This is a genomic window from Pseudomonas sp. R28(2017), assembly GCF_002112505.1.
In the GTDB taxonomy this organism is placed as follows: Bacteria; Pseudomonadota; Gammaproteobacteria; order Pseudomonadales; family Pseudomonadaceae; genus Aquipseudomonas.
In genome coordinates this window covers 235,715-244,393 of sequence record NZ_NEHW01000011.1, presented here as the reverse complement: position 1 = coordinate 244,393, position 8,679 = coordinate 235,715, and the positions used below count along the sequence as shown (strand labels likewise).

The following is an 8,679-nucleotide window of genomic DNA, read 5'->3' as shown; positions in this document are numbered from 1 at the left end:
TGACGACGGCTACGGCATGATCCGCTGGAAGCAGGCCAACATGGGCTTCACCGATTTCGGCCTGGACTACGGCAACCCGGACTTCGTCAAGTACGCCGAGTCCTATGGCGCCAACGGTTACCGCGTGGAGAGCGCAGATGCCTTGCTGCCGCTGCTGGACCACTGCATCTCCAACCCAGGCGTACATGTGATCGACTGCCCGGTCGACTACAGCGAGAACGACCGCATTCTCAATACCGAGTTGCGGGCTCGGGCACTGATGGTATGAAGGCGCTTCACAAGCCCTGATCTATGCCTTTTACGAGAATGATTGACCTCTTGCCAGCAGGTGCAGACATTGCCCTGCTGGCTTTTTTACCTTACCCACGGTGCTTGCTACGTTGGCGAGGGCCGACCGTTGTCGGATAATGAGGTTTTTCTGCCCTCGCGTTGAATGGAGGGCCTCAATCGTGTGAGGTTTTGCAAATGGTGAAAGCGCGGCCGCGTCCCGCGGTGAATGGTGTGGCATCGGCAGACCGTGTTTTGACCGTGCTGACTGCTTTTCAGATAGGCGATTCTGCGCTGAGCCTGGTCGAGCTGGTTGAGCGTACCGGGCTCATCAAGAGCACGATCATGCGTTTGATGGTGTCTCTGGAAAACCACGGTTTCATCACGCGCATGGCGGATGGGCGCTATCAGTTGGCAAGCGAAGTCATGCGATTGAACGCTGTGTACCAGGAGGCGCTCGATCTCGAACGGCATGTGATGCCACGTCTGCATCATCTGGCTGAACAGTCGGGTGAAACCGCTTCCTTCTATGTGCGTCACGGTGCGTACCGGATGTGCCAGTACCGGGTTAACTCTTCGCACCGACTGCGTCTGAACATGCAACCGGGTGACATGCGTCCGATGGATGAAGCAGCGGGTGCACAAGCCTTGCGCGCCCCATATCAGATCGGCATTGCCTTGCAAAAACCTTTCTACTCGAAAGGCGCTACCGACCCGCATGCGGCGTCGATGGCACTGCCCATCTACGGTGCGCAACAGGAGCTCATGGGCGCCCTTGTCATTTCAGGGCCTGCGAGTCGTCTGACGGAAGAGTATGCAGAAAGCCTCAAGCAGATGTTTTTCGAGACAGCACGTGATCTGATGCGCAGCTTGGGCTTCAAACCTGCGACTTTGGAGCCCGAATCGGTCCAGTAGGCACGCTTTGATGGCTGGAGCCATTCCTTGTGAGAATGGCCCCAGGCATTAGCTCAGAAGCCTTCCAGCACGATCTTGCCGCGCGCCTTGCCACTTTCGATCATGGCATGGGCGCGCTTGAGGTGCTCGGCGTTGATGGCGCCGTAATGTTCGCCCAGGGTCGTCTTGAGCACGCCATCATCGACCAGTTGCGCCACACGCTCGAGCAACTGGTGCTGCTTGATCATGTCCTCGGTCTTGTACAGCGAACGCGTGAACATGAGCTCCCAGTGCAGCGAAAGCGACTTGCGCTTGAGCGGCATCACATCCAGTTGCGCCGGGTCGTCGATCAACGCCAGCTTGCCTTGTGGGCGCAGCACTTCCACCAGTTGCGGCAGGTAGGTATCGGTGTGGGTGAGGCTGATCACGTAGTCGACCGCATCGAGCTTGAGCGCTTGCAGTTGAAGCGGGAGCGATTCGGTGTGGTCGATGACGTGCTGGGCACCCAGCTGCTTGACCCACGCCTGGGTTTCGGGGCGTGAGGCTGTACCGATGACCGTCAGCTGGGTGAGCCTGCTGGCGAGCTGGACCAGGATCGAGCCCACCCCGCCAGCGGCACCGACCACCAGCAGGCGCTGGCCCTTGCCGCCGTTTTCCTCGATGCCCAGGCGGTCGAACAGCAGTTCCCAGGCGGTGATGGAAGTCAGGGGCAGGGCGGCGGCGCTGGCGTTGTCCAGGCTGCGGGGCTTGTGCCCGACGATGCGCTCGTCCACCACATGGAATTCGCTGTAGCTGCCGGGGCGGTCGATGGCTCCGGCGTAGAACACTTCATCACCCGGTTGGAACAGCGTCACCTGTTCGCCCACCTCGCGGACGATACCCACGGCATCCCAGCCCAGCACCTGCGGTTGTTCACCGCCGCGGCTGGCGCGGATCTTGGTGTCGACCGGGTTGACGGCGATGGCCCTGACTTCGACCAGCAGGTCCCGGGCGCCCGGTGTCGGCTTGGGCAGTTCTGCGTCATACAGCGACTGTGGGGCCTGGATCGGCAAACCGGGTTGGGTGTAAACGACAGCCTTCATTGGCGTTACCTCTTGGCAATTCGAAAAGTGGGCTCAGGCTATCCGTTTCGATTGAAACGATAAACAGCCAGAATGGCGCAACACTTTCACTTGGGCAGTGAAAATACCGTGAAGCGCCACATGCGGGTGCAGATCACCTGGCGCTATAGCGCGGTGCGAGCTGATTGTTGGACAGCTGGCCGAACAGCGCCTGCCGGCTGGCCTGGTAGTGGTCGAAGGCTTGCAGGTCGTGCACCGATGGCAGCGAGATCAGCACACCGTTGTCGAAGTCCTGCAGCGCACCGTCCACCAGGTCCTGGGCGGACATCACGATGCCGGGGTCGAGGTTCTCCACGGGCAAGCCGCCGATCTGCCAGAAATCGGTGGCCGTGGCCCCCGGCAGTACCGCCTGAACCTGCACGCCCTGGTCGGCCAACTCCTTGTTCAGCGATTGGGTGAACGCCGTGACGTAGGCCTTGCTGGCCCCGTACACGCCGTTGAGCAGCTCTGGCGCCAGGCTGACGACGGATGAAATGTTGATCACTGCCCCCTGGCGTCGGGCAACGAAGCCGGGCACTGCCGCATAGGTCAGGCGGGTGAGGGCGGTGACGTTGAGGCTGATCATCTCGGCCATGCGCTCGACGTCGCTCTCCAGCAGGGTGGTGTGGGTACCGATGCCGGCGTTGTTCACCAGCAGGCTGATGCTGGCGTCCTCGCGCAGCTTGCGCTCGACCTTGGCCAGGTCGTCGGCATTGCCCAGGTCGGCCGGGAACACTTCGACGTTCTGCCGGGTTTCACTGGTGAGCCGGCCGGCGAGCGCGTTCAGGCGCTCCCGGTTGCGAGCCACCAGCACCAGGTCATAGCCGCGACGGGCCAGGCGCTCTGCGTAGATCGAACCGATACCGGTGGAAGCGCCCGTGATGAGCGCGGTGCCTTTGAATTGCTGCGTCATGGTGATGCTCCATTGCTTGGGTGTGTTGCCATGATGCAGAACGTGAGTTGTGTCTTGAATGACGCATATGGTAAGTTTTCAGGACATCCAGCGCAGGAGCTTCACCATGCATCGGGTCGGGTATCTGCTTACCGAAGGCTTCCAGGTCATGTCCCTGGCGACGCAGACCGTGTTCGAATTCGCCAACATCTCGGCGGGCGAAGCGGTGTACAGGATCCAGAACTTCTCCATCGACGGCGGTACCGTGCGCTCCTCACTGGGCATGCACATCGACACGCTGCCCCTGGGCGCGCCCGGTCTTGCAGACACCTGGATGGTCACCGGCACGCTGACGCCACTGTCGCCGCCCGGTGAGGCAGTCCTGGCCAGTGTGCGTGGTTTCGTCGACGGCGCCCGTCGCACCGCGGGCCTGTGCACGGGCTGTTTCGTGCTGGCCCAGGCCGGCGTGCTGGATGGCCGGCGCGCCACCACGCACTGGGCCTATGCCCCCAAGCTGCGTGAGCTGTACCCGCAGGTAGACGTGGAAGAAGATCGGATATTCATCGTCGATGGCCCGATCTGGACCTCGGCGGGCATGACCGCCGCCCTGGACATGGCCCTGGGCATGGTGGAAAAGGACCTTGGCGCCGAGCTGGCCAGGTCGGTGGCACACAAGATGGTCATGCACCAGCGCCGCTCCGGCGGGCAATCCCAGCACTCCGAGCTGCTGTCGCTGTCGCCCAAGTCGGACCGTATCCAGCATGCGCTGGACTATGCGCGCAAACACCTCAGTCGCTCACTGAGCGTGGAGGAACTGGCTGAAGTGGTGCACTTGAGCCCCCGGCAATTCACCCGTGTGTTTACCGCCGAAACCGGCCAGTCACCGGCCAAGGCCGTTGAAGGCCTGCGCCTGGAGGCCGCCCGGGTGATGATCGAGCAGAGCCGGCACAGCCTGGATGTGGTGGCCAGGGAGACCGGCTTTCGCGACCGTCGGCATATGCGCGAGGTGTTCATGCGTGGGTTTGGCGTGCCGCCGCAGGCGGTGCGCAGAGATGCACGACGGGTAGAGGCTGGCTGATGGGTTTGCGTTAGTCGGGAAGCCGGGCTGCGAAGTCAACTGCAGGCTTCCGATTGCTGCCACGCCAGCGGCGACATACCCTCGGCTTTCGCGAATGTCCTGCAGAAGTGAGACTGGTCACAAAAGCCGCATTCCAGGGCGATCTCGGCCAGCAACATTCCGGAGCCGCCCAGCAACTCCTTGCTTCGCTTCAACCGTTGCTCACGCATCCACTGTTGCGGGGGCACCTGTTCGGTTTCCCTGAACATGCGCGTGAAATGGCTGCGCGACAGCGCGCAGGCCTGGGCCAGCTCGGTAACGGTGATGCCGGTGTCCAGGTTGTCCAGCATCAACTGCTTGGCAGTCTTGACCTGCCAAGGTTTCAGCCGTCCGGTGGTTTTCAGTGCGACAGTCGCCAGCACCGTGCAGTGGTCACTGTTCATACAAATCCATTTATCAATGAAGTGGGCACGCAGCTTTCAAGCGGCCAGCGCAGGCCGCTGCAGCTTTGGTGCAGGCTGCAGGCGACAACGCTCGATTCGAAGGCCTGGCTCAGCCAGCCGGCGTACCCATCAGCGGGTCAGTGAACAGCCCCTGGGTGCAGGGGCTGGCAAGGGTCAGACAGGGGCAGCGACCGGGGCCAGGGTCGGGCCGTGCTGTACGCGCTCTGGCGCTTTGTGCACCATGGTGTAGGCGTAGTCGACACCCATGCCGTAGGCACCGGAATGTTCCTTGACCAGTTCCATGACGGCGTCATAGGTGTCGCGGTTTTTCCAGTCGCGCTGCCATTCCAGCAGCACTTGCTGCCAGGTCACCGGGATGACGCCGGCCTGGATCATGCGCTGCATGGCGTAGTCGTGGGCTTCCTTGGTGGTGCCCCCGGAGGCATCGGCAACCATGTAGATTTCGTAACCGGCATCGTTCATGGCCGAGAGGGCGAAGGTGGTGTTGCAGACCTCGGTCCACAGGCCGGACACAATGATCTTGTTGCGACCGTTCTTCTTCAGCGCGTCTCGCACCTTCTGGTCATCCCAGGAGTTCATGGAGGTGCGCTCCAGCAGCGGTGCATCGGGGAAGACGGCGAGCAGCTCAGGGTAGGTGTGCCCCGAGAAGCTTTCAGTCTCGACCGTGGTGATGGTGGTGGGGACATTGAAGATCCTGGCAGCTTTGGCCAGGCCTACGGTGTTGTTCTTCAGCGTCTGGCGATCGATGCTCTGAACGCCGAAGGCCATCTGCGGCTGCTGATCGATGAAGATCAGTTGGCTGTTGTGCGGGGTCAGGACTTCAGTTTTTGGATTGCTCATTGTTGTTTCCCTGTCAGCTGGATGATGGTCATCGCACAAGTCACGGCGCCTGGTTTGTGCAGGCTGTGCCGAGGCTCTGGGTGACGTCCTCGGCGATGTCCGTTGCTTGAGTCCGAGCACAAGATAGCCAATTGCAGGGCGAAGCGGTGGCGCACTTTTGCGCTTCTGAAGGCGCATTCATGCGCCGGCGGATTGCTCATCGTGCTGCTAGGATTCGCACGCTAACGCGGATCTACCGGATCCGGTTTGCGCCAGGAGAATGCAATGGCAGCTTCACAACCGCACCACAAACAAACCGCCTATTGGGGCGTTCCGTGGGAGAAGACTTACGGGTATCCGCAGGCACGGCGGGTAGGCAACGAGATCTATGTGTCGGGCCAATTCAATCATGACGAGGAGGGCAATCTGGTTGCGCCTGCACCCTTGGATCGAGACGGGATACCCTGCGATTTCTCTTCGATGGGCGAGCAGATGCGCGCCGCCTACGACAATATTTCCAAGCTGCTCGCGCTGTATGGCGCAACGCTTGAAGATGTGGTGGAAGAAACGCTCTACGTACTGGACATGGACGCGGCCTTCGCCGTGGTCGGCAAGGTGCGCAAGGCCGCGTACGGCACCGAGCGGCCCCAATGCGCCAGTAACATCATTGGCGTCTCGCGGCTTGCCCAGCGCCCTCAGCTGATCGAAATCACCTGCAAGGCGGTGCTTGGCGCACGGGCCGTGTGACCTGCACTCCCGGTTTCGTGCTACGTGACCGGGAGTTCCAGCTGGCCCTCGATCAACGCCTTCTGGTTGGCAACGGCGGCTGCACAGAACGTCATGAAGGCCTTGACCCGCCACGACTTGCGGATGTCCTGGTGCGTCAGCAGCCACAGTTCATCCTGAAGCTCCGGCACCACCGGGCCGACGCGTTCCAGCCCAGGCGTGATATCGCCCAGCATGCAGGGCAGATAACCCACCCCCAGGCCTGCCGCGATGGCGACGCTGGCGGCTGCGACCGAATCGGTACGGTACGCAATGCACTCGGCAGCGACCCTGCTCTCGACGTAGCTCGTCGCTTTCAGCCCTCGCAGCGCGGCGGAATAGGAAACCCACGCCTGGCCTTCGGTGAACAGCGGAGCCGGCGTCAGGTGGCTGCTGCTGCCGTAAGGGGCCCAGGCGATCACAGCCAGCTTGCGACCCACCAGGCTCTCGGCAGGTTTCCTGGTCGCTCGAACCGCGATATCCGACTCGTCCCGGGCAAGGCTCAGTGATTCGTTGCCTACCAGGACCTCGATGCTGATCCCTTCGTTCAGGGCTTTGAAATCGGCGATGATGGGGGTGAGGAAGTACAGCAGCAGGGAGTCGCTGGTGGTGATGCGAAGCTTGCCCAGAGGCCCCTGGCCGGCCCGTGAGACACGCCGCGTCACGCTGACGATGTCCAGCTCCACGCGCTCGGCCAGGGCACGCAATTCCGCGCCTTCGAGGGTGAGCAGATAGCCTGACTTGCGGTGATCGAACAGCGCCACGCCCAGTGCTTTTTCTAAGTGCGAGACCCGGCGGGACACGGTGGACACGTTGATGCCGAGCTTCTTGGCCGTGGCCGCGCGGTTGCCGCAGTCACTGAGCGTCTTGATGATGCGCAGGTCGTCCCAGGACAGCTGGTTGGCTGCCTCGCTCACGTCCCATTTGATGTTCTTGCCGGCGGCCGGGCCAGTTGCAGCGCTTTCGGGTAACGACTTCACATGACGCGTTCCAGATCAGGATGGGCCGATCATACGAGAAGGGGCCAGGTGAGCCAAGGCGGCGCTGGCCGCCGCTTTCTCAAACCGATGCAGGCCGACGGCATGCCCCTCAGTCTCATCTAAGTTTTCATCCGTAACCTCCCCGGCAAAACCCCTGACGGGGCGGAGGAGGTACACCCATGAAGACTGCCAGCAGAGGTTGGCTCAACAAGGTACCGGAAGTGACGCTGTCCTTCTGGATCATCAAGATCATGTCCACCACGGTCGGCGAGACCTTCGCCGACTTTCTCGCCGTCGACGTCGGCTGGGGCCTTGCCATCACCAGCGCGGTGATGGCGGTGCTGCTGGCTGGCGCGTTGACCCTGCAAATGCGCAAGCGCAGCTGCGAACCCTGGATCTACTGGCTCTGCGTGGTACTGGTCAGCATCCTGGGTACCCAGATAACCGACATCCTGACTGACGAACTGGACATCAGCCTGTACGCCAGCACGGCATTTTTCTCGGCGTTGCTGGTGGTCAATTTCGCGGTCTGGTACGCCGTGGAGCGCAACCTGTCGATTCGCGACATCGTCACCGCCCGGCGTGAAGGTTTCTATTGGGCCACCGTCCTGTGCACCTTCGCCCTGGGCACTGCAGGGGGTGATCTGGCGACCGAGGCACTGGGGCTTGGCTTCAGTTTCGGTTGCGTCATCTTCGCCGCGCTGATCGGCGCCTGCCTGCTTGCCTGGCGCCTGGGCGCCAGCACGGTGCTGGTGTTCTGGCTGGCCTACATCCTGACCCGCCCGCTCGGCGCCTCGCTGGGGGACCTGCTTACCCAATCCCGTGATTACGGTGGCCTCGGCATGGGGGCGACCTGGACCAGTGCGATTTTCCTGTGCGTCATTTTCATTCTGGTCTGCGTTGCCCAGTTCGCTGCCGGCCAATCGAAACGACTTACCCCTTGATAGCGAGGTAGTACTCCATGATCTCCAACACGCTGATCAAAACCCTGGCCATCGCCTGTGTCGCCAGCGCATTGCTGGTAACCCAAGGCTGTTCCAAACAGGACGAGCCGCCACAGGCCGCAGGCATCCATGCCCCGACCAAGCTGGGCGACCTCAGCGCATTCCGCGCCATTGCCGTGGATGTCGCCGCCAAGGTGGATGCCCAGGACCTGCCCGGGGCCAAGGCACGTATCAGGGACCTGGAAAAGACCTGGGACGACGCCGAGGCCGGGATCAAGCCGCGCGCCGCCAGCGACTGGCATGTGCTGGACAAGGCGATCGACCACGCTCTGGATGCGCTGCGGGCCAGCCAGCCACAACAAGGCCAATGCAAGGCGGCCATGACCGACCTGCTGAAGGCATTCGACACCCTGCAGGGGCAGGGCTGAAGCGAGGCGCGGCGATACCTATCGGTCGCCGGCCGCTCGGGCTATTGTTGCCTGCACAGGTTCACATCG

11 protein-coding genes are annotated in these 8,679 nt (G+C 62.1%); 6 read left to right on the top strand and 5 right to left on the bottom strand.

The window, feature by feature from the left end; genetic code table 11:
• Together CAF78_RS20165 and CAF78_RS20160 are read left to right on the top strand one after the other, a co-directional pair.
• A partial coding sequence (locus tag CAF78_RS20165; protein WP_256573940.1) for a thiamine pyrophosphate-dependent enzyme occupies positions 1-268 on the top strand: 268 nt, incomplete at its 5' end.
• Positions 269-465: 197 nt separating this feature from the next.
• A complete protein-coding gene (locus tag CAF78_RS20160) occupies positions 466-1,182 on the top strand; it encodes an IclR family transcriptional regulator (RefSeq protein WP_085677058.1) in 717 nt (238 codons plus the stop codon).
• A gap of 53 nt (positions 1,183-1,235) precedes the next feature.
• On the opposite strand, the gene CAF78_RS20155 is transcribed toward CAF78_RS20160, so the two are convergent.
• Together CAF78_RS20155 and CAF78_RS20150 are read right to left on the bottom strand one after the other, a co-directional pair.
• Entirely contained in the window at positions 1,236-2,243 is a 1,008-nt protein-coding gene (locus CAF78_RS20155; protein ID WP_085677057.1) for a zinc-binding alcohol dehydrogenase family protein, read from the bottom strand.
• Between the two features lie 133 nt (positions 2,244-2,376).
• Entirely contained in the window at positions 2,377-3,174 is a 798-nt protein-coding gene (locus CAF78_RS20150) for an SDR family oxidoreductase (RefSeq protein ID WP_085677056.1), read from the bottom strand.
• A 106-nt stretch (positions 3,175-3,280) separates the two neighbouring features.
• Here CAF78_RS20150 and CAF78_RS20145 point away from each other — a divergent pair, with 106 nt between their 5' ends.
• The gene (locus CAF78_RS20145; protein ID WP_085677055.1) at positions 3,281-4,231 is read left to right on the top strand and encodes a GlxA family transcriptional regulator; all 951 of its coding nucleotides are present in this window, start codon (positions 3,281-3,283) and stop codon (positions 4,229-4,231) included.
• Positions 4,232-4,266: 35 nt separating this feature from the next.
• Here CAF78_RS20145 and CAF78_RS20140 read toward each other — a convergent pair whose 3' ends face one another.
• The gene (locus tag CAF78_RS20140; protein WP_085677054.1) at positions 4,267-4,653 is read right to left on the bottom strand and encodes an AraC family transcriptional regulator; all 387 of its coding nucleotides are present in this window, start codon (positions 4,651-4,653) and stop codon (positions 4,267-4,269) included.
• Positions 4,654-4,827: 174 nt separating this feature from the next.
• The gene (locus CAF78_RS20135) at positions 4,828-5,514 is read right to left on the bottom strand and encodes a hydrolase (RefSeq protein WP_085677053.1); all 687 of its coding nucleotides are present in this window, start codon (positions 5,512-5,514) and stop codon (positions 4,828-4,830) included.
• 264 nt (positions 5,515-5,778) lie between these two features.
• On the opposite strand from CAF78_RS20135, the gene CAF78_RS20130 reads away from it, so the two are divergent.
• Complete coding sequence (locus CAF78_RS20130; RefSeq protein ID WP_085677052.1) at positions 5,779-6,240, top strand: RidA family protein; 462 nt, start codon at positions 5,779-5,781, stop codon at positions 6,238-6,240.
• Between the two features lie 20 nt (positions 6,241-6,260).
• Here CAF78_RS20130 and CAF78_RS20125 read toward each other — a convergent pair whose 3' ends face one another.
• Positions 6,261-7,238 (bottom strand): LysR family transcriptional regulator, encoded by a 978-nt coding sequence (locus CAF78_RS20125; protein ID WP_085677051.1) that lies wholly within the window; start codon positions 7,236-7,238, stop codon positions 6,261-6,263.
• Between the two features lie 179 nt (positions 7,239-7,417).
• Between CAF78_RS20125 and CAF78_RS20120 the strand changes: the two genes are divergently transcribed.
• Together CAF78_RS20120 and CAF78_RS20115 are read left to right on the top strand one after the other, a co-directional pair.
• Complete coding sequence (locus CAF78_RS20120; RefSeq protein ID WP_085677050.1) at positions 7,418-8,182, top strand: hypothetical protein; 765 nt, start codon at positions 7,418-7,420, stop codon at positions 8,180-8,182.
• 17 nt (positions 8,183-8,199) lie between these two features.
• The gene (locus CAF78_RS20115) at positions 8,200-8,610 is read left to right on the top strand and encodes a hypothetical protein (protein ID WP_085677049.1); all 411 of its coding nucleotides are present in this window, start codon (positions 8,200-8,202) and stop codon (positions 8,608-8,610) included.
• Positions 8,611-8,679 lie beyond the last annotated feature (69 nt).

Excerpts from the sequence above, each read along its gene's own strand:
- CAF78_RS20160 (WP_085677058.1), top strand. The coding sequence starts at position 466 with ATGGTGAAAGCGCGGCCGCGTCCCGCGGTGAATGGTGTGGCATCGGCA.
- CAF78_RS20155 (WP_085677057.1), bottom strand. The coding sequence starts at position 2,243 with ATGAAGGCTGTCGTTTACACCCAACCCGGTTTGCCGATCCAGGCCCCA.
- CAF78_RS20150 (WP_085677056.1), bottom strand. The coding sequence starts at position 3,174 with ATGACGCAGCAATTCAAAGGCACCGCGCTCATCACGGGCGCTTCCACC.
- CAF78_RS20145 (WP_085677055.1), top strand. The coding sequence starts at position 3,281 with ATGCATCGGGTCGGGTATCTGCTTACCGAAGGCTTCCAGGTCATGTCC.
- CAF78_RS20140 (WP_085677054.1), bottom strand. The coding sequence starts at position 4,653 with ATGAACAGTGACCACTGCACGGTGCTGGCGACTGTCGCACTGAAAACC.
- CAF78_RS20135 (WP_085677053.1), bottom strand. The coding sequence starts at position 5,514 with ATGAGCAATCCAAAAACTGAAGTCCTGACCCCGCACAACAGCCAACTG.
- CAF78_RS20130 (WP_085677052.1), top strand. The coding sequence starts at position 5,779 with ATGGCAGCTTCACAACCGCACCACAAACAAACCGCCTATTGGGGCGTT.
- CAF78_RS20120 (WP_085677050.1), top strand. The coding sequence starts at position 7,418 with ATGAAGACTGCCAGCAGAGGTTGGCTCAACAAGGTACCGGAAGTGACG.
- CAF78_RS20115 (WP_085677049.1), top strand. The coding sequence starts at position 8,200 with ATGATCTCCAACACGCTGATCAAAACCCTGGCCATCGCCTGTGTCGCC.